This is a genomic window from Micromonospora sp. A3M-1-15 (assembly GCF_024213425.1).
GTDB classification, from domain to species: Bacteria; Actinomycetota; Actinomycetes; order Mycobacteriales; family Micromonosporaceae; genus Micromonospora; species Micromonospora chersina.
In genome coordinates this window covers 1,637,772-1,657,656 of record NZ_JANAVK010000001.1, presented here as the reverse complement: position 1 = coordinate 1,657,656, position 19,885 = coordinate 1,637,772, and the positions used below count along the sequence as shown (strand labels likewise).

Sequence of the window (19,885 nt, the reverse complement as noted above, 5' to 3'; positions counted from 1 at the left end):
CAGGGTACGCGTCCAGAACTTGACCTTCACCGCACAGTGGCGTGCCGCCGGTGTACGGGTCGCGGCTGCCGGGTACGGTCTCAGCGATGTCTAACGCGCTTCCCCAACTCGTCGCCGACCGGTACCGGCTCCTCTCACCGCTCGGCCAGGGCGGCATGGGTCGGGTGTGGAAGGCGCGCGACGAGGTGCTGCACCGCGACGTGGCGATCAAGGAACTCGTTCCGCCGCCCAGCCTCACGCCGGATGAGCGCCGCGAGATGCGGGAACGCTCGTTGCGGGAGGCCCGGGCGATCGCCCGGCTCAACAACGTCAACGTGGTCCGCATCTTCGACGTGCTGCGCACCGACGGCGATCCGTGGATCGTCATGGAGTACGTGGCGTCGAAGTCCCTGCAGGACACCATCGCCGAGGACGGCCCGGTCTCGCCGGCGAAGGCCGTCGAGATCGGTCTCGGCGTGCTTGGCGCGCTGAAGGCCGCGCACAAGGCCGGCGTCATGCACCGGGACGTGAAGCCGGGCAACGTGCTGCTCGGCAACGACGGCCGGGTGGTGCTGACCGACTTCGGCCTGGCCACGATCCCGGGCGACCCGAACGTGACCCGCACCGGCATGGTGCTGGGCTCGCCCGCGTACATCGCGCCGGAGCGGGCGAAGGACGGCACGGCGGGGCCGGAGGCCGACCTCTGGTCGCTGGGCGCCACGCTCTACGCCGCCGTCGAGGGCAAGTCGCCCTACGCGCGGCCGTCGGCGATCGCCACCCTGGCCGCCCTCGCCACCGAGCCGTTGCCGCCGCCGAAGAACGCCGGGCCGCTGAAGCCGGTGCTCCAGGGCCTGCTGCGCAAGGACCCGGAGGAGCGGATCACCGCCGAGATCGCGGAGCGCATGCTGCGCAAGGCCGCGGGGCGGCGGGCCAAGGGCATCTCGCTGCTGGACGGCGTACGCCGGCCGGGGCCGAACGGTCCGCGCGGGCCGCGCCCTCCGCTGGTGCCGGCGCCGCGTCCGGCCGACGACCAGGCCGAGCCGCCGGTGACCCCGGCGCCGCGCAAGCCCGACGGGGGTACGACCGCGGCGGCCGCCGCAGGTGCCGCGGGGATCGCCGGCGCCACCGCCAAGGTGCCGGCCGGTGCGGACGCCGCGCCCACCGCGAAGGTGGCCCCGCCGGTCGCCGAGCCCACCACGAAGCTCGACGCCGAGCCGGTGGTCGACGACACCCGGGTGGACGGTGCCGACCCGGCCCTGGACGAGACGCGGCTGGACGGCGAGCCGGTGGTGGAGCCGCCGGCCCCGCCGAGGAACCCCACGTCGGTGCTGGCCGAGCCGGTCAGCCCGGCGCCGTCGACCGGCCGGGCGGCGGTGCTCCCGGGCACGAAGCCGGAGCGCAACAGGCGCAACCTGCTGATCGGCGCCCTGGTCGCGGTGTTGCTGGTCGGCCTGGCGGTGGCCGTGCCGCTGCTCAACTCCGGTGACGGCGACAAGAAGGGCGGGCAGCAGGCCGCCACCACCTCGTCCGCCGCGGCCCCGCCCGCGCCGGGGACGAGCGTCGCGCCGACCTCGGCCGCGCCGAGCAGCGCGGCGCCCAGCGCGACCCCCTCGGCGACGCCGTCGCCCACGGGCTTCGTGCTGCCGGCCGGGTGGACCCTCTACGAGGGCCCCATCGGCTTCAAGGTGCCGATCCCGAACGGGTGGAAGGCGCGGGTCCGCTCCGCCGACAACTCGGTGGTGCTCTACGAGGTGGGTGGCACGAACCGGGTGCTGCTGATCCAGTGGACCAACTCGCCGAAGAGTGACGCGGCCGCGGACTGGCGGCAGCAGGAGCCGGCCCGCCGGAGCCGGGTCACCGCCTACCAGTACGTCAGCATCAAGCCGTGCGACTGGTACCGGACCTGCGCCGACTGGGACTGGCTGGAGACGCGGGACAGCGGCACCCGATTCCACGTGCGCAACCGGGGCGTGGCCACCGCCAGCAACCGGGGCTACGCCCTGCGCTGGGAGGTCCCGGCGAACGCCTGGGACGCCAACCTGGCCAACTGGGAGATCATCACCAAGGGCTTCCAGCCCGATCGGGTGAACTGACCCGGCGAATCCCGCCGTTGCGAAACTGACTCGCATGGCCTTCCGTCCTCGGGGGTATTGAGACCCACGACGACGGAAGGAGGTACGACATGGGTTACCGACACAAGGACACCGGCCCCCGGCTGGCACTGTGGATGCTGGTCGCGCTCGGGGACGTGGTTCTGCTGCTGGTGAGCGCCGGCCTGTCCGCGCCGGTCGCGGCGCTCGGTGTCGTCGCCCTCACCGTCGCGGGGGTGGCGACGTGGCGACTGGCCCGCCGGACCACCCTGGCCGGTCGGGGCGCCGTCCCCGTGCCGGTCGCCTCGCGACGTAGGGCGTGACCCCGGCGGTAGGACGACAGTGGCGGCAGCCGGACCAGCTGTCGACCTCGGTCGTAGCCGATCCCGCTGCCGCCGACTGGCGACCGTGGATGACGGTCAGGCGGTGTTGTTGGCCAGTGCGATCAGCCGGGTGCGGTCACCGTTCCAGTAGTTGCGGTCGACGTTGCCGCTGATCCCGGAGACGCTGCCCGTGCTGGTGTACTGCCAGAAGCTCCACACCGGGGCGCCGGCCGGGAGGGTGCCCGGCGTGCTCGACCAGCGGGCCAGCCACAGCGGGTGGTTGGCCCACGGGCCGGTCCAGCTGCCGGTGCACTGGTTCCACCAGCTGGTGGTGGTGTAGATGACCGCGTACCGGCCGGTGCGGGAGCGGTAGGTGTTCAGGAAGTCCTGGATCCAGTTGCGCATCCCGGTGGTGCTCAGGCCGTAGCAGTAGCCCCCGCTGTACGGGTTGGCCTCGATGTCGAGCGCGGCGGGGAGCGTGCGGCTGTCGGCCGACCAGGCGCCGCCGTTGCTGGCCAGGTAGCCGGCCTGGGTCGCGCCGGAGGAGAGGTTCGGCCGCGCGAAGTGGTACGCCCCGCGGATGACGCCGGCGTAGTAGGCGTTGGTGTAGTTGCTGTTGAAGTTCGGGTCCTTGTAGCTCGTGCCCTCGGTCGCCTTGATGAAGGCGAACTGGATGCCGGCGTTCCGCACGCTGGTCCAGTTGATGGTGCCCTGGTAGCGCGAGACGTCGATGCCGGGGGTGGTGGCCGCGGCGGCCGGTCCGGCGGTCGCGACGAGGCCCGCCGCCGCGGTGGCGGCGACGGTCAGGGCGGCGGCGAGCAGCCGGCGCACGGAGAGTCTGGTACGAGCCATTGATGCCTCCAGGACGTCAAATGATTGACGCCAATCTTTGGAGGTAACTGCCCTAGATCGCAAGGGGACTTAAAGAATTTTTCATTGACGATCGTCGTCGCCTCGATGACCGGTGCGGGTCGGTTCAGCGGCGCTACGACGCTGCGCCTCTCGAACGACACAGCTCAGGCCGGTAGGCTCCCCGCCCATGCCCCTGATCGACGGCCTGACCACCCTCTGGGACAAGCTGCTCGGCGCCCAGCCCGACCCGCCGCCACTGCTGGTGCTGCTGACCGCCGTCGTCGCGGTGGTCGTGGTCGGCACCCGGCTGCCGTGGCGGATCGCCCGCAACGCGGTGACCATCGCGCACGAGGGGGGCCACGCGCTCGCGGCCCTCCTCACCGGCCGGCGGCTGCGCGGCATCCGGCTGCACTCGGACACCTCCGGGCTCACCCTCTCCGCCGGCCGCCCCAGCGGCCCGGGGATGATCCTCACCCTGCTGGCCGGGTACGTCGCCCCGTCGCTGATCGGTCTCGCCGGGGCGTGGCTGCTCGCCGGCAACCGGATCACGCTGCTGCTCTGGGTGGCCGTGGCGCTGCTGCTGGCCATGCTGGTGATGATCCGCAACGTCTTCGGCGTGCTGTCCCTGCTGGTCACCGGGGGCGTGGTGCTCGCCGTCTCCTGGTACGCCTCGCCGCAGGTGCAGGCCGCGTTCGCCTGGACGTCCGTCTGGTTCCTGCTCTTCGGCGGCGTCCGCCCGGTGATCGAGCTGCAACGGCTGCGCAGCCGGGGGCGGATGCCCGAGTCCGACGCGGACCAGCTCGCCCGGCTCACCCCCTTCCCGCCGCTGTTCTGGGTGACCGTGTTCCTGCTGGTCAGCCTGGCCGCGCTGGGCGCCGGCGCGCTGCTGCTCGCCGGCCCGATCCTCACCGACGCGGGGCTGACCATCTGAGCGGTGCCCCGCCCGCCCCCGAGCGCCGGGCCGGGGAGGGGCAGAATCGGACGGGTGCGATACGTGATCATCGGGGCGGGCGCGGTCGGCGGCACCATCGGCGTACGGCTGGGGGAGGCCGGCCGCGACGTGACGCTGGTCGCCCGCGGCGCGCATCTGGACGCGCTCCGGGAGCGGGGCCTGACCCTGCGGACGCCGGACGGCACGGTCACGAGCCGGCTGCCCGCGCTGGCCGGGCCGGACGACCGCCCGCTGCCGGCGGACACCGTGCTGGTGCTCACGGTCAAGTCCCAGGACACCGCGGCGGCCCTGGCGACCTGGGTGGACACCCCGGTCGAGGGCGGCGGGACGGCCGGCGAGCGGCTGCCGATCGTGCTGGCCCAGAACGGCGTCGCCAACGAGCCGGCGGCGCTGCGGCTGTTCGCCCGGGTGCACCCGGTCTGCGTCTGGCTGCCCGCCACCCACCTGGAACCCGGTGTGGTCGTGGCGAACGGGCACCCGCACCCGGGGATGCTGCACCTCGGCCGCTACCCGTCCGGCGCGGACGACACCAGCCGCGCGATCGCCGCCGACCTGACCGCCGCCGGGTTCGTCGCACCGGTCCGCGACGACGTGATGCGCTGGAAGTACGGCAAGCTGCTCGGCAACCTGGGCAACGGCCTCCAGGCGCTGCTCGGCCCGGAGGTGCCCGAGCCGCTGGTCGCCCGGGTCCGCGCCGAGGGCGAGGAGGCGCTGGCCACCGCCGGCATCCCGCACACGACCCGCGAGGAGGAGGCCGCCGAGCGGGGCGATCGGGTACGGCACCGGCCGGTCGACGGCGAGGAGCGGGCCGGCGGCTCCACCTGGCAGAGCCTCGCCCGGGGCGCCGGTTCCGCCGAGGCGGACCACCTGAACGGCGAGATCGTGCTGCTCGGCCGGCTGCACGGGGTGCCCACCCCGGCCAACGAGGCGGTCCAGGCCGCCGTCCGCCGGGCGGTCCGCGAGCGCATCCCGGCCGGCGGCTTCCCCCTCGCGGAGCTGGAGAAATTGGTCGGCTGACCGGGCAACCGCACCCCGCGCGCCAGGCGTGTCCCCTGCGAACACGGGGAGGTGACAGGTGCCCGACAGCGAGGGATTCGACGAGTTCTACCGCGGCAGCCGGCAACGGCTGCTCGGCTTCGTCTACGTGCTCACCGGCAACCTGGCCGAGGCCCAGGACGCCGTGCAGGAGGCGTACATCCGGGCCTGGCAGCGCTGGCCGACGGTACGCGGGTACGACGACCCGGAGGCCTGGCTGCGGGTGGTGGCGAGCCGGATCGCGGTGAGCCGGTGGCGCAGCCTGCGCAGCCGTGCCCGGGCGTACCTGCGGCACGGGGCGGAGGAGAGCGTCCCCGCGCCGAGCACCGAAACGCTGGAGGTGGTGGCCGCACTGCGCCGGCTGCCGGAGGCCCAGCGCACCGCCATCGCGCTGCACTACCTGCTCGGGATGCCGGTGGCCGAGGTGGCCCGGGAGACCGAGGCGCCGGTGGGCACCGTCAAGGCCCGGCTCTCGCGCGGGCGGGCCGCGCTGGCCGGGCTGCTGGCCGTCGTGGATCTGGAGGAGGAGGCCGCAGATGCGTGACGACGCGACATTCGTCGAACTGGTCCACCGCGACCTGCGGGAGGTCCGCTGGCCGGAGCCGGCCGAGATCCGGCGCATGGCCCGACGGCGCAGCCGGCGTACCGCGGTGGCGGCCGCCACGGCCGTGCTGGCGGTCGCCTCGGTCTCGGCCGTCGCCGTCGGCCGTGCCGGGGCGCCGGCACCACTCCCACCGGGCGTCGGCGCCGGGGGGCGCGCGGAGATCCCCGTGGAGGCGCTGCTGACCCCGGCCGAGGTGCCGGAGAAGACCGACGAGCGGCTCGGCGACACGGGCCTCGACGAGCCGGTCCGGGTCGACGACGTCCTCCGGACGTGCGCACAGGAGCAGGGGCTGCCAGGGGATCAGGCCGTCTCGCGCTACTCGCGCTCGCAGACACTGATCGGGTCCACCAAGCTGAGCGGATCCGCCCCCTACCGGAGGCCGGTCATCAGTCAGGACGTCTACCGGTTGGAACCCGGGGCGGCGCAGCGGCTCTTCACCGACCTCGACCGGTCGGTGGCGGCCTGTGCGGGATGGCGGCAGATGAACCGGCTTCAGGGCGATCAGGGGATGGTCGACACGATGGTGGTGCACCAGTGGACGGTTGCCGCGAGCGCCTTCGCCGGCGACCAGGCGATCCTGCTCCGGCACTCCATGTCCGTGGCGGTGGAGCCGGCGGCCGGCGAACCGGTGGTCATCCCGCCCCGGCCCGAGGACCGGCTGGTCGTCCGGGTCGGCGACCTGGTCACGGTCCTGGTTCCGGAGGACCCCCTCCAGCCCGGCGTGCCGGGAAACACCATGACGCAGGCGCGGCTGCTGGACCTGGCCCGCGTCGCCGCCGGCCGGATGTGCGCCGCCGCGAACCCCGGCTGCTGACGCGCCGAGGCCCCCGCCGGACATCCGGTGGGGGCCTCGGCAACGATTGCTACAGCGGGATGTTGCCGTGCTTCTTCGGCGGCAGGGTCTCGCGCTTGGTGCGCAGCACCCGCAGCGCCCGCACGACCTGGGTACGCGTCTCGTGCGGCGGGATCACCCCGTCGACGTATCCGCGCTCGGCGGCGATGTACGGGTTGGCCAGGGTGTCCTCGTACTCGGCGATCTTCTCGGCCCGGACGGCGGCCGGGTCCTCGGCGTTCGCCAGCTCCGAGCGGTAGAGGATGTTGACGGCGCCCTGCGCCCCCATCACCGCGATCTGGGCGGTCGGCCAGGCGAAGTTCAGGTCCGCGCCGAGGTGCTTGGAGCCCATGACGTCGTACGCCCCGCCGTACGCCTTGCGGGTGATGACGGTGACCTTCGGGACGGTGGCCTCGGCGTACGCGTAGATGAGCTTCGCGCCGCGGCGGATGATGCCGTCCCACTCCTGCCCGGTGCCGGGGAGGAAGCCAGGGACGTCCACGAAGGTCAGCACCGGGATGTTGAACGCGTCGCAGGTGCGCACGAACCGGGCGGCCTTCTCGGAGGCGGCGATGTCGAGGGTGCCGGCGAAGTGCATGGGCTGGTTGGCGACCACGCCCACCGGGCGCCCCTCGACGCGGCCGAAGCCGACCACGAGGTTCTGCGCGTAGAGGGGCTGGACCTCCAGGAACTCGCCGTCGTCGAGGACGTGCTCGATGACCTGGTGCATGTCGTACGGCTGGTTGGCCGAGTCCGGGATCAGCGTGTCCAGCTCCCGGTCGGCGTCCGTGATGTCGAGGATCGCCGGCGAGTCGAAGACCACCGGCTCGTCCAGGTTGTTCGACGGCAGGTACGACAGCAGCGCCTTGACGTACTCGATCGCGTCCTCCTCGTCGGTGCCGAGGTAGTGCGCGTTGCCGCTGCGGGCGTTGTGGGTGCGGGCGCCGCCCAGCTCCTCCATGCCCACGTCCTCGCCGGTGACCGTCTTGATCACGTCGGGGCCGGTGATGAACATGTGCGAGGTCTGATCGACCATCACGGTGAAGTCGGTGACCGCCGGGGAGTAGACCGCGCCACCCGCGCACGGACCCATGATCAGCGAGATCTGCGGGATGACGCCGCTGGCCCGCACGTTGCGGAAGAAGATCTCGCCGTAGAGGCCGAGCGAGGCGACGCCCTCCTGGATCCGCGCGCCGCCCGAGTCGTTGATGCCGACGACCGGGCAGCCGATCTTCATGGCCAGGTCCATCAGCTTGACGATCTTCTCGCCGAAGACCTCGCCGAGCGAGCCGCCGAAGACGGTGAAGTCCTGCGCGAAGACGCAGACCTGCCGGCCGTCCACCGTGCCGTAGCCGGTCACCACGCCGTCCCCGTACGGGCGGGTCTTCTCCAGCCCGAAGTTGGTCGAGCGGTGCCGGGCGAATTCGTCCAGCTCGACGAAGGAGCCCTCGTCGAGGAGCATCTCGATCCGCTCGCGAGCGGTCTTCTTGCCCCGCGCGTGCTGCTTCTCGACCGCGCGTGCCGACCCGGCGTGCACCGCCTCGTCGAGCCGTCGCTCCAGGTCCGCCAGCTTGCCGGCGGTCGTGTGGATGTTGATCCCGGTCTCGGTAGTCACTCAGGGAATATAACGATGGTTCAGGTGGGTGCCGCTGTGCAGTGCGCCTCACCGCTTCCCGGCGACCCGGCGGCGTGCGGGCCGTAGGCTGGCGGGATGCCCGGCTCGCCGTACACCGATCTGGACCGCCCGCCGCTGTCGGAGGCCCGGCTGCGTCGCGCGCTGGTCGCGCCGCACGGGCCGTGGCGCCGGCTGGAACTGCGCGCCGAGACCGGCTCGACCAACGCCGACGTGGTCGAGGCCGCGCGCGCCGGTGAGCCGGAGGGCCTGGTGGTGGTCGCCGAGCGGCAGACCGCCGGCCGGGGCCGGCGCGGCCGCGTCTGGCAGTCGCCGCCGCGGGCCGGCATCGCGACCAGCGTCCTGCTCCGGCCGGGCGAGGCCGTCGCGGAGCGCGGCTGGGCGCCCGTGCCACCCTCGGGGTACGGCTGGATGCCGCTGCTGGCCGGCGTCGCGCTGGTCGAGGCGGTGGCCCGCCTGGCCGAGCTGGACGCCCGGCTCAAGTGGCCGAACGACCTGCTGCTGGACGGCGCGAAGTGCGCGGGCGTGCTGGCCGAGGCGGTGCCCGGCCCGGCGCCGGACCGGCCGCCGGCGATCGTGGTCGGCATCGGCCTCAACGTGACCCTGCGCGCCGAGGAGCTGCCGGAGAACCCGACCGGGCTGCCGGCCACCTCGCTCCAGCTCGCCGGGGCCACCGCCACCGACCGCGACCCCCTGCTCCGGGCCCTGCTCCGCGCGCTCGCCGACTGGTACGAGCGCTGGCGCGACGCGGGCGGCGACGCGGTCGCCAGTGGCCTGCGGGACGCCTACCTGGCCGGCTGCGCCACGGTCGGCCGGCAGGTCCGCGTGCTGCTCCCGGACGGCCGGGAGGTGCGCGGCACCGCCACCGGCGTGGACCCCGACGGGCAGCTGCTGGTCGACGGCCCCGGGGGCGAGCTGCGCCTCGCGGCCGGCGACGTGCTGCATCTGCGCTGAGCACCCTCCGCGCGGCCGATCCCGGAGGATGCGCCGACCGGTTACGGTCAGCGCGTCCTGTTCTGCGAGGAGGTTCCCGTGGCGTTCCCCGAAGACGTGCTCACCGAGGACGAGCACGTCGTGCTGCATCTGCACCCGCACTGGAAGGCCCTGATCCGGCCGATCCTGGTGCTGGTGCTCGCCGTCGCGGCGGTGGTCGCGGGCTGGGTCCTGCTGCCCGATGGCGACGGCGGCACGATCGCGCTCTACGTGATCGCCGCGCTCGGCCTGGTGCTGGTGTTCTGGCTGGGTCTGTGGCCGTTCCTGGTCTGGCGCACCACCCACTACCTCTTCACCAACGAGCGGGTGCTGCTCCAGGAGGGGGTGTTCTCCCGCAACCGGCGCGACCTGCCGCTGACCCGGATCAACGACCACGCCATGCACCAGAAGTTCGTGGAGCGGATGCTCGGCTGCGGCACGCTGACCATCGAGTCCGCAGGTGAGCGCGGCCAGTCGGTGCTCACCGACGTGCCGCACGTCGACAAGGTCCAGACGAAGCTCTACGAGCTGGTCGAGGCCCACCACGACAGGCACAGCCTGGGCGACGGCGAGATGCGCGAGATCCTGGCCGACATGACCGAGGGCAAGCCGTTGCGCGACCCGTCGGCCTGACCCCCCGGGTCCTCCGGCGCCCGCTGGGCGGGCGCCGGAGCGCCGGGTCCGTCAGCGGCGCGGGGCGCGGCGGGGTGTGGGCTGGAGTTCGGCGGCCAGTTCGGCGTCGAGGTCGGCGCCGAGGGTGCGGCCCAGGCCGGCGTCCGCGGGAGCGGGACGGCCCTGCTGCGGGGCGTAGTCGCCCGCGCGCCGCTCGCCGAGCGGCGGCTCGGTCTCCTCCAGTTCGCTTACCGATTCGGCCAGCTCGGCCACCGGGTCCATCTCGGCCATGGTGTCCCACTCGTCGCGCGGGATGGTGTGCCAGGTCTCCTCGGCGTGTTTCGGCACCGGCTGGAACACGAACGTCCGGTAGGACCAGAAGCGGAACAGGGTGGCCAGCAGCACGCCGCCGGTCTTCGCCACGTTCAACGCGAGCAGGCTGTGTACGCCGAGGCCGTACTTGGCCAGCGCCAGGACGCCGAGTTCGATGACCAGGCCCGCGCCGTTGAAGACGAAGAACAGGACATATTCGCGGCGAAGCGCCGACTTCGGCCGGTCCCGGTACGTCCAGTGCCGATTCATCAGATACGACGTGATCGTCGCGACGATGGTCGCGATGACGGTCGCCTTGAGCTGGCCGTCGCGGAAAACCGTGAGTGCCAGCGCATTGAACACCGCGTAATTGATGACGGTGTTGATGCCGCCGACGATGCCGAATTTGAGCGCCTCGTGGATGAACTTCTGCCAGCGCTCGGGCAGCAGACGGACAAGAGGCATGCGGAACACCTTAAGACAGTGGGCAGGGCCGGCTGGGCCCGGCAGGACGGGATGGGCGGTGGGTCACGCCCCGGACTCTCGGTCGCGGCTCGTCGCCGGAACGGGGGGAGTTCCCGCCTCGACGAAAACGAACCGTCGGTACGACCAGAACCGGAACAGCGTCCCCAGGCCGGTGCCGACGATGAAGCTGGCGATGTTGTCGGCCAGTGGGGTCTGGAACACCTCGGGCCAGATGGCGCCGAGCCCGTAGCGGCTGATCGCGAGACAGGCCACCGCGATGCCGAGGCCCACCGCGTTGAAGAAGAAGAACAGTGCGTACTCCCGGGCCGGGTGGGAGCGCTGGCGGTGCCGCCAGGTCCAGAACCGGTTGCCCAGGAACGCCAGGGTGGCCGCGATGACGGTGGAGATGGTCTTGGCCGCCACCGGCGGCATGTGCCGCACGCTCGCCAGGTAGTTGAAGAGGGCGAAGTCGACGAGGAAGGCGAAGCCGCCGACGGTGGCGAACTTGCTCATCTCGCGGACCAGGTGACCGAAGCGGTCGATCAGGGCTCCGATCAGACCTCGACGGGTCTGCGGAGCCCCCGGCTGGTCCCCGGTCATCGTCGCGGCCACCCGCCGAGAGTACCGGGTGCGCGCTCCGGGGACCGGCCGCTACGGCGAGTCGGCGGTCCGCCGCACCCGCGCGTCGCCCACGGGTGGCCGGGCCCCTTCCGGCGACCGCCGTCTGGTTCCGATATCCGTGAGCGGAGTGTGACCGGGCGTACGGAATTGTGGAGCGGATCACGGAATCGTCGTTCGTGACATGACGGTCGCCTTCCCCGCATCGGAGGCCTCCGCCGGGTTGGCGAGGTCCCGGGCCGTCGGAGGTTCTTCGCAAGATTTGCGTGAAACTGCGCGCGAAAGCGGGTAAGAGATCGCGATGCCGCAGCGTGGCCGTACCTTGTGCAGTTCTTCACAACCAGTCCCACTGACTGGGGAGGCAGCCCGGTTTACGCTGAGGCCAATCCCAGGTTTCCACGAAGGCGGCGCACCGGCTCGCCAGAACTCGTGCATCCCATACATCGGTCAGCGTCGACCACAAGGAGATGTGACATGGTTGCTCCGGCTACTGTTCGGGGTATCGATCAGGCCCCGACGTCCCACCCCAAACTGCTCGCCTGGGTACGTGAGGTCGCGGAACTGACCACCCCCGACCGCGTGGTCTGGGTGGACGGGTCCGATGAGGAGTGGCGCCGCCTCACCGACGAGCTCGTCGAGAACGGCACCCTGATCCGGCTGAATCCCGAGAAGAAGCCCAACTCGTTCTACGCGCGGACGGACCCCACGGACGTCGCGCGGGTCGAGGAGCGCACCTTCATCTGCTCCGCCGACGAGGCGGACGCCGGCCCCACCAACAACTGGATGGCGCCGGCCGAGATGAAGCGGACGATGACGGAGCTGTACCGCGGGTCCATGCGCGGCCGCACCATGTACGTCATCCCGTTCTGCATGGGGCCGGTCGAGGCCGAGAGCCCCATGTTCGGCGTCGAGATCACCGACAGCCCGTACGTGGTCGCCTCGATGCGCATCATGACCCGGATGGGCCAGAAGGTCCTGGACGCGATGGGGGACGACGCCGACTTCGTGCACGCGCTGCACTCGATCGGCGCCCCGCTGGAGCCGGGCCAGCAGGACGTGGCCTGGCCGTGCAACGAGACCAAGTACATCTCGCACTTCCCGGAGACCCGCGAGATCTGGTCCTACGGCTCCGGCTACGGCGGCAACTCGCTGCTCGGCAAGAAGTGCTACTCGCTCCGCATCGCCAGCGTGATGGGGCGCGACGAGGGCTGGCTCGCCGAGCACATGCTGATCCTCAAGATCACCTCTCCGGAGGGCAAGGTCTACCACATCGCGGGCGCCTTCCCGTCCGCCTGCGGCAAGACCAACCTGGCCATGCTGGAGCCGACCATCCCGGGCTGGAAGGTCGAGACCATCGGTGACGACATCGCCTGGATGCGGTTCGGCCCGGACGGCCGCCTCTACGCGATCAACCCGGAGTACGGCCTCTTCGGCGTCGCGCCCGGCACCGACTGGAAGACCAACGCCAACGCCATGCGGACGCTGGACCGCGGCAACTCCATCTTCACCAACGTGGCCCTCACCGATGACGGCGACATCTGGTGGGAGGGCATGGGTGAGCCGCCGGCGCACCTGATCGACTGGAAGGGCAACGACTGGACGCCGGAGAGCGACAACCTCTCCTCGCACGCGAACAGCCGGTTCTGCACCCCGATCACCCAGTGCCCGATCCTGGCCGACGACTACTACGACCCGAACGGCGTGCCGATCGACGCGATCCTGTTCGGCGGCCGCCGCCGGGACACCGTCCCGCTGGTCACCGAGGCCCGCGACTGGGTGCACGGCGTATACATGGGCGCCACGCTCTCCTCGGAGACCACCGCCGCCGCGTCCGGCGCGGTCGGTGTGGTCCGCCGCGACCCGATGGCGATGCTGCCGTTCATCGGCTACCACGCCGGCGACTACTTCCGGCACTGGATCGAGATGGGCAAGGGCGCCGACGGCGACGAGGCCAAGCTGCCGAAGATCTACTACGTCAACTGGTTCCGCAAGGACGCCGAGGGCAACTTCCTCTGGCCGGGCTTCGGCGAGAACTCCCGGGTGCTCAAGTGGGTCATCGAGCGCCTGGAGGGTCGTGCCGAGGCGGTCGAGACCCCGATCGGCATGGTCCCCGCCCAGGACGCGCTCGACGTCGAGGGCCTGGACATGACCCCGGAGGACGTCCGGATCGCGCTCAAGGTCGACCCGGAGGAGTGGCGCAACGAGCTGCCGCTGGTCACCGAGTGGTTCGAGAAGTTTGGCGACAAGCTCCCCGGCGTCCTCTGGGCCGAGCTGGACGCGCTGCGCGCCCGGCTCGACGCGGAGCCGCAGAAGTAGAGGTGTGACGGAAGCCCGCACCGGGCAACACCGGATGCCATGAGGACGGCCGCCGAACCTGTCGAGGTCCGGCGGCCGTCCGCCGTCCGGGCGCTGACCACCCTGCTCGCCGTGACGGCGGCGGCCACCGTCGTGGTCGAGCTGCTCAACTACTGGTACGCCCCGGAGCAGGAGTTCGGGCTCGCGGTCCGCACCGGCTGGGCGATGCTGCGCTCGCTGGGTTTCCTCGTGCTGATCGGCCACGTCAAGCGGGGCCGGGCCGTGGCGAAGCCGTTCGGGCTGATCCTCGCGGTGACCACGGTCTTCGCGGTCGGTCGGCTGGTCGTGCCCCGGGCGGGGGTGCCGCCGCTGCCCGGTCTGCTCGGCTTCGGCGTGCTCACCGCGCTCTGCGTCGCGGTGGTGGCGCTGCTCTACCGCTCCGACGCGGTCGGCGGGCACCTGGTCCGGCACCGCAAGGGCCTGGTCGTGGAGGGCGGGGTGATCTCCTGGCGGGAGGTCGTCCCGAAGCGCCCGCCGGTCACCGGCTGGCTGCTCACCGCCCGGGTCGCCGCCTTCACCTACAGCCCGCTGATGCTGGTCCCGGCCCTGATCGCGACCGGGTCCATCCTGGACGGGCGGATCAGCGCCGTGCCGGCCGTGCTGTTCTGGTTCGCCGCCGGCATCGCGGTCAGCTACGCGGTGCTCTTCTGCACCGCCTTCCTGATGCGCGACCGCCCCTGGGCCCGCAAGCTCCTGGTCGCCATCACCCTGGCCACCCTCGCCGTGGACCTCCCTCTCTGCTGGTGGCTCCTCGGCGTCGACGGCCTGATCCGAGACGGCGCCCCGCTCCTGACAGCAGCCCTCCTGACCCTCTACTCCCTCCACCGCACCACCTCGCAGCCCTCCCCGTCCTCGCCCCGTTGATCAAGAAGTTCGCGTCAGAATCCGGCCGTTCCCCGACGCAAACCTCTTGATCAACCCGACGGGTCGGGGCGGGGTGGGCGCGGCGTGCTCGGAGGGCGGGGCACGGCGGGGAGGATGGCGGGGTGGGGGAGTTGTGGGACGTGGTCGTGGTCGGGGCCGGGCCCGCGGGGGCCGCGGCCGCTCTGGCCGCGCGGCGGGGCGGGGCGGCGCGGGTGCTGCTGCTCGACCGGTACGACTTTCCCCGGGACAAGGCGTGCGGGGACGGCATCGCCGCGCACGCGCTGGACGTCCTCACCGAGCTGGGGGTGCGCGGGGCGGTCGACGGGTACCCCCCGCTGCCCGCGCTGCGCCTGGTCGGCCCCGGTGGCGGCACGGTGGCCCGGGCACTGCCCCGGCCCGCGTACACGGTGCCCCGCCGGGTGTTCGACGCGCGGCTGGTGGCGGCGGCGACCGCGGCCGGGGCGGAGCTGCGCCGGCACACCGTACGCGCGGTGGAGGTGCGCGACGACCGGGTGGTGCTCGACGGGGAACTGGCCGCCCGGGCGGTGGTCGGTGCGGACGGGGCCGGCTCGGTGCTGCGCCGGACGCTCGGCCACCCGGTGAACCCGGACCGGCACCTCGCCCTCGCCATCCGGGGCTACGCCCCGACGCTCCCGGGCCCGCCCGAGCAGCTCATCGTCACCTCGTCGCCGCGCTGGCCGGCGTACGCCTGGTCCTTCCCGATCGGCGACGGCCGGGCGAACGTCGGGTACGGGGAGGTGCTGCGCGGGGAGCCGCTGACCCGCGCGCACCTGCTGGACCGGCTGGCCGCCCTGCTCCCCGGCACCGACCCGGCGGCGGTGACCGACCTGCGCGCCCACCACCTGCCGCTCTCGACCCACCGGCCGGCGCCGGGGCGGGGCCGGGTGGTGCTGGCCGGCGACGCGCTCTCGCTGATCAACCCGTTCACCGGCGAGGGAATCTTCTACGCGCTGCGCTCCGGGGCCCTGGCCGGCGCGGCCGCGGCCGGAGCCCCCGACCGGGCGGCCAGCCGGTACGCCGACGCGCTGCGCCGCCGGCTCGGCACCCACCTGCGGCACAGCTCGGTGGCGGCCTGGCTGGCCCGGCGCCGGTGGGTGGTCGACGCGGCGGTGCGTGCCGCCCGCCGTGACGAGCGGGTCTACCGGACCGTGGTGGAGCTGGGACTGGGTGACGGACGTCTCGACGCCCGCACCCTGGGCATGATCGGCTTCGGCCTCGCATCGCGCGTTGCGCCACCGAGACACTGATCTCTCGCGCGGGTCGCTACCCTGCAAGGTGATGACTCTGCGGAAACTCCTCTACTCCGTGTACGAGCGCCGGCTCACGGCGAAGCTCGCGGGCAAGCCCGTGCCCCGACACGTCGGCGTGATGTGCGACGGCAACCGCAGATGGGCCCGCGAGATGGGCTTCGTCGACCCGAACGACGGCCACCGGATGGGCGCCGAACGGATCAAGGAGCTGCTGCGCTGGTGCGACGCCGCCGGTGTCGGGCACGTCACGCTCTGGTTGCTCTCCACCGACAACCTCTCCCGACCGGCCGCCGAGCTGGACCCGCTGCTCCAGATCATCGAGGACCTCACCACCGAGCTGGCCGAGGAGGGCAACCCCTGGCGGCTGCGGATGGTCGGCGCCCTGGACGTGCTGCCCGCGCAACACGCCGCCGCGCTCAAGGCGGCCGAGGAGCGCACCCGGCAGCGCGACGGCGGGGCTCAGGTCAACATCGCCGTCGGGTACGGGGGCCGGCGCGAGATCGCCGACGCGGTCCGCTCGCTGCTGCTGGAGCACGCCGCCACCGGCGGCACCGTCGAGGAGCTGGCCAACTCGATCGACGTCGACCACATCTCCGAGCACCTCTACACCAAGGGCCTGCCCGACCCGGATCTGATCATCCGGACCAGCGGTGAGCAGCGCCTCTCCGGCTTCATGCTCTGGCAGAGCGCGCACTCGGAGTTCTACTTCTGCGAACTCAACTGGCCCGACTTCCGCCGGGTCGACTTCCTCCGGGCCCTGCGCTCCTACGCCACCCGCCAACGCCGCTTCGGCGCCTGAGGTCCGGCCTCAGGCCAGGTGGGGCAGCGCCTCGGTGAGGAAGTCGCCGAGGGCGGCGGGGGAGTCCAGGGTCAGGTCGGCGGCGTCGGCCACCTCGTGACCGGTCTCCGGGTTCGCCACGGCCACGCAGACGCCGAGGAACTGCGGGTCGGTGGCGGCCCGGGCGCGCAGCGCCGCGAACGCCTTGATGTCGGAGACGTCGTCGCCGAAGTACCAGGCGCCGCCGGCGTCGCGGACCGCCTCGCCGATGACCATGCCCTTGTCCCGGTCGACCGGGGGCTTCAGCTCCAGCACCATGCGCCCGGCCTGGCAGCGCAGGCCCAGCCGCTCGGCCCGGGCCCGGCCCCACTCCTGCACGAGGTCGCCGAGCTGCGGCGCGGTGCGCCAGTGCAGCGCCACGGAGAGCCGCTTGAACTCCACCAGGGCGCCGGGCGGCAGCTCGGCGCGGGCCTGCTCGGCCAGCTCGGCCATGGTGGGCACCCAGGGCAGGGCGGCCGGCTCGGTGACGGTCTCGCCGCCGGAGTGGCTGTGCTCCAGGCCGTAGAGGCCGTAGAGGTCGATGCCGGCGAGGCCGCCGAGGTGGTCGCGGAGGAACTCCACCGGGCGGGCGGAGACGATGGCGATCCGGCGGACCCGCGGGGCGAGCGCCTCCAGCGCGGCGAGCACCTTCGGCGCGGGCTGGACCGCGGTCGGGTCGTCGTCGACCGGCGCGAGGGTGCCGTCGAAGTCGAAGAAGAGCACCATGTCGCCCGCGCGCGCGGCGGTGGCGCGCCACGCGTGCTCGGCGTCCAACGGGGTCTTCGGCTGCTGGTTGCCCAGATTCAACGGCGGCACGCGCGACAGCGTACCCCGGGCACGGCGGCGTATTCGTGGCCGAGATGTGACGTCGGGACGACGCGGATGGTCAGCGTTCGGCGGCTCCCCGTCCCCGGCGTCCGAACGGCACCACGGCCGCTTCCTGCCCGTGGCTCAGCAGGTAGCCCTCCACGAAGCCGGTGTTCCGGTCGCCGGTGTGCGCCTCGATCTCGTTGAGCCGCGCCACCAGGAACTCGGTGAGCGCGCTGACCCGGTCGTTGAGCCGGTCGTGCAGCTCGGCGACGACGGCGAGGACCACCGCGGTGCCGGCCGTGATGAGGGCGAAGAGGTTGACGACCAGGGGAAGCTGCCCGCCGTCCAGAACGCCGACCACCACGTTGCCGGTCACGCACGATGTCACCGACACCACCGCGACCACGACTGCCAACCATTTCAGGGTCATGGACAGACCCCTCCTTCTGTCCCGCAGGGCTGAGTTCGGCTGTGTCCCGTCCCCCCGCCGATGACGAGCCCCGAGCAGTACAAACAGGGACGCTAGCGCGTCCGATCCGCGCCCGGAGGGCATCGATCGGATCTGTCCGGCCGTTCTTTCGCCATTTGCGGAACTAACTGGCGTGTCGTCTATCCGGCCTGTCTGCCTCGTTTTCCGGAATCGGCCGGGAGTGTCGGGCGGTAAGCGAGGTAGCGAATGGTTTCCCGGATGTGGAACTTCTCCGCTTCGGAGACGTTCGGGTCGACCAGCCGGCGCAGCAGCGCCTCGACATCGGGATCCATCGGCGGCGGGGTGGGGGTGGCGCGGGGGGTGGCCGCGCGGTCCCAGCCGAGGGCGACGAACGCGGCCGCGGGGTTGAGCCCCAGCCCCTCGCAGAAGGCGACCACCCGCTCGGCCTCGGGGTCGCTGGCCCAGTCGCCGCGTACCCACCGGTTGATGGTCTGGCGGGAGACGCCGGTACGCCGGGAGACCTCGGTGCCGCTCCAGGCCCGCATGGCGCGCGCGTCCTCCAGCGCGCGGCGGACGAAGGTGGCGAAGGCGATCTTCCGTGCGTTCGCGGTCTCGGTCACCCCGTGACGGTACGACCAGTCGGTCTCCGTGGCGCGTCCCGGCACGCTGCTGTCACGCCCACGTGACGGTGATCCACGATTCTCGGTAAACGATCCAGCGCTCTTCCTGAGGGGTGTCACCCGGGCAGAATAGATGGACGCCAGTACGGCGGTAAACAGACGAAAAGCTGATACTGTCACGCTCATGAGACAACTTACGGTGTGTCACGTGCATGAGACGACGAGTGCTCACATGCGTCACTCCGCGGGTGCCGAGGGGGTCTCGTGACCGAGCTCGCGACCCGTGCGCAGGCCTTCGGCCTGATCGCGGACGGGGTGACCGCCGGGCTGAGCGCCCCGTGGCGGCTCTACCTCGCTCGGGGCTGCCGCTACCTCTCCCTCAGCGTCGGCGACCGCGACGAGTGGGACGCCTGGCGGACCCACCTCGGCTGTCCCGAGCTGAGCGTCCGGGTCTACGACGCCGGCGGCGAGATCCGCCGGGCCTCGGTGGCCGAGGTGATCGTCGACGGCTGCCGGATCAGCGTCGAACTGGTCGAGGAGGTCAGCACCGCCGACCTGGAGCGGCTGCTGGTCATCGATCCCCTGCCCGGGGCGGACGAGCGATGAGTCCCTTTCTGGCCGTCGTCCTGGTCCTCGTGCTCGGCTCGACCTGCTACGCGGCGGGCCGGCTGCACGGCCAGCTCAGCTACCGGATCGGCTACCGGTTCGGCTACCGCCAGGGCTACTTCGACGGCGACCGGGGCGCCTGGAACCGCCGCCGCCGCGATGCCCAGGCCGCGATCGCCTCGGCGCTGGCCGGCCCCGCCCCGGCCGCGGTGACCACCCCGGCCGGGCGCACGACGCCGTTCGCCGGCACAGCCGTCCCCGCCGCGGTCACCGCCCGGGCCGCGTCCGGCCCGGCCCTGCGTGCCACCGCGACCGCGACCGCCCAGTTCGGCGGACTGGCCACCCGGCAGGGCACCACGTACACCGGCTCCTCGTTCGGCGCGGCCGGCGGTGGGCCGCGGACCGGGACCCTGGTGCGGCGGCAGGGCTGAGGTCCGCCAGAGCACGGTGTGCCGTCCGCGGCGGACGCGCACCGTCGGAGCCGTCGTCAGACCGGTGACGACGGCTCCGCCGGCCGGGATGCGCGCAGGGGGCATGCATCCCGGCCGGTCCGCCGCGCGCCGTTCATCTCCCGGGTCAGATGTGAGCGCGAGGAGTGAGCCGGTGTCGCGAGCCCCGCAGTCGCGCACGGAGAAGGAACAGTGATCCACTCGCACCACTAGCCGACCGGGCCCGCGGCGATTAGCGTCTAGGCATGGCACGGGGCTTTCCCGGGCCAGCCGGACAGCCCGGACCTGCGACCTCGCGCACGGGGCCCGCATCCGACCCCGTGTCCACCGGGCACCGGACGAGGCGGAACTCGGGTGGCCGGGTGCCCATCCGCGGAGCAGGCC

21 protein-coding genes are annotated in these 19,885 nt (G+C 72.6%); 14 read left to right on the top strand and 7 right to left on the bottom strand.

The annotated features are described in order from the left end of the window. The first annotated feature begins 86 nt into the window (after window positions 1-86). A complete protein-coding gene (locus NLX85_RS07625) occupies window positions 87-2,072 on the top strand; it encodes a serine/threonine-protein kinase (protein WP_254332707.1) in 1,986 nt (661 codons plus the stop codon). An 89-nt stretch (window positions 2,073-2,161) separates the two neighbouring features. Continuing rightward, window positions 2,162-2,392 (top strand): hypothetical protein, encoded by a 231-nt coding sequence (locus NLX85_RS07620; protein ID WP_254332705.1) that lies wholly within the window; start codon window positions 2,162-2,164, stop codon window positions 2,390-2,392. Between the two features lie 96 nt (window positions 2,393-2,488). Here the strand turns inward: NLX85_RS07620 and NLX85_RS07615 are convergent, their stop codons facing one another. Next, a complete protein-coding gene (locus NLX85_RS07615; RefSeq protein WP_254332703.1) occupies window positions 2,489-3,244 on the bottom strand; it encodes a GH25 family lysozyme in 756 nt (251 codons plus the stop codon). A 187-nt stretch (window positions 3,245-3,431) separates the two neighbouring features. On the opposite strand from NLX85_RS07615, the gene NLX85_RS07610 reads away from it, so the two are divergent. Genes NLX85_RS07610 through NLX85_RS07595 form a run of 4 tightly spaced genes read left to right on the top strand, consistent with a single transcriptional unit; the run spans window position 3,432 to window position 6,649 of the window. Further along, entirely contained in the window at window positions 3,432-4,175 is a 744-nt protein-coding gene (locus NLX85_RS07610) for a M50 family metallopeptidase (protein WP_254332701.1), read from the top strand. A gap of 54 nt (window positions 4,176-4,229) precedes the next feature. Next, complete coding sequence (locus NLX85_RS33385) at window positions 4,230-5,213, top strand: ketopantoate reductase family protein (RefSeq protein WP_254332700.1); 984 nt, start codon at window positions 4,230-4,232, stop codon at window positions 5,211-5,213. 58 nt (window positions 5,214-5,271) lie between these two features. Beyond that, window positions 5,272-5,775: a SigE family RNA polymerase sigma factor gene (locus tag NLX85_RS07600; RefSeq protein WP_254332698.1), complete on the top strand. Its 504-nt coding sequence runs from the start codon at window positions 5,272-5,274 to the stop codon at window positions 5,773-5,775. Further along, window positions 5,768-6,649, top strand: a complete 882-nt coding sequence (locus NLX85_RS07595; RefSeq protein ID WP_254332696.1) for a hypothetical protein — start codon at window positions 5,768-5,770, stop codon at window positions 6,647-6,649. The genes NLX85_RS07600 and NLX85_RS07595 overlap by 8 nt, the downstream gene beginning before the upstream one ends. A 49-nt stretch (window positions 6,650-6,698) precedes the next feature. Here NLX85_RS07595 and NLX85_RS07590 read toward each other — a convergent pair whose 3' ends face one another. Further along, complete coding sequence (locus NLX85_RS07590; protein ID WP_254332694.1) at window positions 6,699-8,282, bottom strand: acyl-CoA carboxylase subunit beta; 1,584 nt, start codon at window positions 8,280-8,282, stop codon at window positions 6,699-6,701. A gap of 96 nt (window positions 8,283-8,378) precedes the next feature. On the opposite strand from NLX85_RS07590, the gene NLX85_RS07585 reads away from it, so the two are divergent. Together NLX85_RS07585 and NLX85_RS07580 are read left to right on the top strand one after the other, a co-directional pair. Beyond that, window positions 8,379-9,254: a biotin--[acetyl-CoA-carboxylase] ligase gene (locus tag NLX85_RS07585; protein ID WP_254332692.1), complete on the top strand. Its 876-nt coding sequence runs from the start codon at window positions 8,379-8,381 to the stop codon at window positions 9,252-9,254. Window positions 9,255-9,332: 78 nt separating this feature from the next. Further along, the gene (locus NLX85_RS07580) at window positions 9,333-9,905 is read left to right on the top strand and encodes a PH domain-containing protein (RefSeq protein WP_254332690.1); all 573 of its coding nucleotides are present in this window, start codon (window positions 9,333-9,335) and stop codon (window positions 9,903-9,905) included. A 51-nt stretch (window positions 9,906-9,956) separates the two neighbouring features. On the opposite strand, the gene NLX85_RS07575 is transcribed toward NLX85_RS07580, so the two are convergent. Continuing rightward, window positions 9,957-10,661, bottom strand: a complete 705-nt coding sequence (locus NLX85_RS07575; RefSeq protein WP_254332688.1) for a GtrA family protein — start codon at window positions 10,659-10,661, stop codon at window positions 9,957-9,959. 63 nt (window positions 10,662-10,724) lie between these two features. Beyond that, window positions 10,725-11,261, bottom strand: a complete 537-nt coding sequence (locus NLX85_RS07570) for a GtrA family protein (protein WP_256566553.1) — start codon at window positions 11,259-11,261, stop codon at window positions 10,725-10,727. Window positions 11,262-11,753: 492 nt separating this feature from the next. Between NLX85_RS07570 and NLX85_RS07565 the strand changes: the two genes are divergently transcribed. The 4 genes from NLX85_RS07565 (at window position 11,754) to NLX85_RS07550 (ending at window position 16,568) form a co-directional block, all read left to right on the top strand. After that, on the top strand, window positions 11,754-13,595 hold the full coding sequence (locus NLX85_RS07565; protein WP_254332684.1) for a phosphoenolpyruvate carboxykinase (GTP): 1,842 nt from the start codon (window positions 11,754-11,756) through the stop codon (window positions 13,593-13,595). 39 nt (window positions 13,596-13,634) lie between these two features. Then, entirely contained in the window at window positions 13,635-14,498 is an 864-nt protein-coding gene (locus tag NLX85_RS07560; RefSeq protein ID WP_254332682.1) for a hypothetical protein, read from the top strand. Window positions 14,499-14,629: 131 nt separating this feature from the next. Then, entirely contained in the window at window positions 14,630-15,766 is a 1,137-nt protein-coding gene (locus tag NLX85_RS07555; RefSeq protein ID WP_254333697.1) for a geranylgeranyl reductase family protein, read from the top strand. Window positions 15,767-15,797: 31 nt separating this feature from the next. After that, window positions 15,798-16,568, top strand: coding sequence for an isoprenyl transferase (locus NLX85_RS07550; protein WP_254332680.1), 771 nt, complete (start codon window positions 15,798-15,800; stop codon window positions 16,566-16,568). 9 nt (window positions 16,569-16,577) lie between these two features. Here NLX85_RS07550 and otsB read toward each other — a convergent pair whose 3' ends face one another. From otsB to NLX85_RS07535, 3 genes are all read right to left on the bottom strand, one after another. After that, window positions 16,578-17,402 carry a trehalose-phosphatase gene (gene otsB, locus NLX85_RS07545; RefSeq protein ID WP_254332678.1) on the bottom strand — a complete coding sequence of 275 codons (825 nt, stop codon included), beginning with the start codon at window positions 17,400-17,402 and terminating at the stop codon, window positions 16,578-16,580. Window positions 17,403-17,472: 70 nt separating this feature from the next. Then, complete coding sequence (locus NLX85_RS07540) at window positions 17,473-17,826, bottom strand: hypothetical protein (RefSeq protein ID WP_091314007.1); 354 nt, start codon at window positions 17,824-17,826, stop codon at window positions 17,473-17,475. Between the two features lie 179 nt (window positions 17,827-18,005). Continuing rightward, window positions 18,006-18,446, bottom strand: coding sequence for a helix-turn-helix domain-containing protein (locus NLX85_RS07535; RefSeq protein WP_254332671.1), 441 nt, complete (start codon window positions 18,444-18,446; stop codon window positions 18,006-18,008). Between the two features lie 264 nt (window positions 18,447-18,710). Between NLX85_RS07535 and NLX85_RS07530 the strand changes: the two genes are divergently transcribed. Together NLX85_RS07530 and NLX85_RS07525 are read left to right on the top strand one after the other, a co-directional pair. Continuing rightward, window positions 18,711-19,052 (top strand): hypothetical protein, encoded by a 342-nt coding sequence (locus tag NLX85_RS07530; RefSeq protein ID WP_254332669.1) that lies wholly within the window; start codon window positions 18,711-18,713, stop codon window positions 19,050-19,052. Next, window positions 19,049-19,483, top strand: a complete 435-nt coding sequence (locus NLX85_RS07525; protein WP_254332667.1) for a hypothetical protein — start codon at window positions 19,049-19,051, stop codon at window positions 19,481-19,483. Before NLX85_RS07530 ends, NLX85_RS07525 begins: the two co-directional genes overlap by 4 nt. The last annotated feature ends 402 nt before the right edge of the window (window positions 19,484-19,885 follow it).

Coding starts and splice junctions, on each gene's coding strand:
- NLX85_RS07625 (WP_254332707.1), top strand. CDS start 87: ATGTCTAACGCGCTTCCCCAACTCGTCGCCGACCGGTACCGGCTCCTC.
- NLX85_RS07620 (WP_254332705.1), top strand. CDS start 2,162: ATGGGTTACCGACACAAGGACACCGGCCCCCGGCTGGCACTGTGGATG.
- NLX85_RS07615 (WP_254332703.1), bottom strand. CDS start 3,244: ATGGCTCGTACCAGACTCTCCGTGCGCCGGCTGCTCGCCGCCGCCCTG.
- NLX85_RS07610 (WP_254332701.1), top strand. CDS start 3,432: ATGCCCCTGATCGACGGCCTGACCACCCTCTGGGACAAGCTGCTCGGC.
- NLX85_RS07595 (WP_254332696.1), top strand. CDS start 5,768: ATGCGTGACGACGCGACATTCGTCGAACTGGTCCACCGCGACCTGCGG.
- NLX85_RS07585 (WP_254332692.1), top strand. CDS start 8,379: ATGCCCGGCTCGCCGTACACCGATCTGGACCGCCCGCCGCTGTCGGAG.
- NLX85_RS07575 (WP_254332688.1), bottom strand. CDS start 10,661: ATGCCTCTTGTCCGTCTGCTGCCCGAGCGCTGGCAGAAGTTCATCCAC.
- NLX85_RS07570 (WP_256566553.1), bottom strand. CDS start 11,261: ATGACCGGGGACCAGCCGGGGGCTCCGCAGACCCGTCGAGGTCTGATC.
- NLX85_RS07565 (WP_254332684.1), top strand. CDS start 11,754: ATGGTTGCTCCGGCTACTGTTCGGGGTATCGATCAGGCCCCGACGTCC.
- NLX85_RS07560 (WP_254332682.1), top strand. CDS start 13,635: ATGAGGACGGCCGCCGAACCTGTCGAGGTCCGGCGGCCGTCCGCCGTC.
- NLX85_RS07550 (WP_254332680.1), top strand. CDS start 15,798: ATGACTCTGCGGAAACTCCTCTACTCCGTGTACGAGCGCCGGCTCACG.
- NLX85_RS07540 (WP_091314007.1), bottom strand. CDS start 17,826: ATGACCCTGAAATGGTTGGCAGTCGTGGTCGCGGTGGTGTCGGTGACA.
- NLX85_RS07525 (WP_254332667.1), top strand. CDS start 19,049: ATGAGTCCCTTTCTGGCCGTCGTCCTGGTCCTCGTGCTCGGCTCGACC.